A 1,638-nucleotide genomic window follows, 5' to 3' on the forward strand; every position below is an offset into this window, starting at 1 on the left:
CTGCGCCAGCAGGCCGCCCAGGATCAGCGCCAGGCCCAGCAGCGTCGACGGCAGGATGGCCTCGCCGACGATCAGGTGGATCAGCAGCAGCGACGCCATCGGCGCCAGGAAGATCAGGTTGGCGATGCTGGCGGTGCTGCGCGTCAGCTTCATCGCCGACAGCCACAGCACGAAGGTGAAGCCCATTTCCAGCGCGCCGACATAGGCGGCGCCGGCCAGCCCTTGCCAGGCCGGAAGAGCCAGTTGGCCGTGCCAGGCGCACCAGGCCAGGCTCAGCGGCAGGCTGCAGGCGAAATTCAGCGTCAGGCCCAGTACCGGCTCGCGCGCGTCGCGGGTGTTGAAGATCCAGTAGCCGGCCCACAGCAGCGTCGAAGCGAGCGCCAGCAGCACGCCCAGTTGGTTGGAGAAGTGCAGCTCGAGCAAGCGTCCCCGGGTGCCGATCACCAGCACGCCCAGATAGCAGATCAGCGCGGCGGCGGCGTCCTGGGCGCGCAGCTTCTGCTTCAGCAGCGGCACGGCCAGCAGGGTCATCGTCAGCGCCCAAGTGTAGTTGATCGCCTGGGCTTCCTGCGCCGGCAGCAGCGAGTAGGCCTGGAACAGCACCAGATAGTAGATGAAGGGATTGACCGCGCCGAACAGCAGCGAGCTTTTCCAGTGGAGGCGGAAAGCGGCGGCCAGTTCGGGCAGGCGGCGCTGCCAGGCCAGGATGGACAGCAGCGACAGCAGGGAGGCGGCGCTGGCGTACAGCACCAGTTGCATTGGGCTGAGGTGCTGCAGGCTGAGCTTGAAGGCGCTGGCGACGGTGGACCAGGCCAGCACGGCGCCGAGGCCGAAGGCGTAGGCTTTCTTCTGATTATGGGCGGACGACAAGACGGCTCTCCGGTATGGTGGCTTGCCGGTCGATGTTAACCACAAACCGCCGTCATCGGCAAAGCGCTTCAGCCTCCGGCCAGCAGGCGGTTGAGCGCGTGGCTGAGGCGGGGGATGGTCGCGGAGGCGGAGAGGCCGATCGGGCCGCCGTTTTCGGCGCGGTAGCCGTCGCCGGCCAGTCCGTGCAGCCGGACGGCCAGCGAGGCGGCGTCGAAGGCGTCCATGCCCTGGGCCAGCAGCGCGGCGATGAGGCCGGTCAAGACATCGCCCTGTCCGGCGACGGCTAGTTCCGGCCCGCCGCTGTCGTTGACGCGGTAGTAGCCGTCGGGTCGTGCGATCAGGCTGCCGGCGCCTTTCAGCACGACGACGCTGTTGAGGCCGGCGGCCAGCCGGCGGGCATGGGCCACGCGATCGGCCTGGATCTCTTGGGCGCCCAGCCGCAGCAGCCGGCCCGCTTCGGCGGGATGGGGCGTCAGCACGGTAGGCGCCCGGCGCTCGGCGACGAGGGCGGCCAGGTCGCGGCGGACCGCCAGCAGATTGAGCGCGTCGGCGTCCAGCACCAGCGGGACGGCGCGGGCGATGGCCTGCTCCAGCAGCCGCTCGGCCAGTTCCTGCCGGCCCAGGCCGGGGCCGACGGCCAGCACGTCGGCGACGGGCAGGTCCGCGGCTTCGTCCGCCGGGCGCACCATCAGTTCCGGCGCGGCCGGATCGACCGGCAGCCGATCGTCCAGCGGGCACAGATAGACCTTGCCGGCGCCGCCGGCCAGC

General features: G+C 70.5%; 2 protein-coding genes. Both read right to left on the reverse strand.

Annotated elements, in window-relative coordinates:
• The coding region (locus LQR33_RS19970) for a DMT family transporter (RefSeq protein WP_231470183.1) at positions 1-870 on the reverse strand (870 nt) is incomplete at its 3' end.
• Positions 871-938: 68 nt separating this feature from the next.
• A partial coding sequence (locus tag LQR33_RS19975; RefSeq protein ID WP_231470184.1) for an NAD(P)H-hydrate dehydratase occupies positions 939-1,638 on the reverse strand: 700 nt, incomplete at its 5' end.

The organism is Chromobacterium piscinae (assembly GCF_021129175.1).
Classification (GTDB): domain Bacteria; phylum Pseudomonadota; class Gammaproteobacteria; order Burkholderiales; family Chromobacteriaceae; genus Chromobacterium; species Chromobacterium piscinae.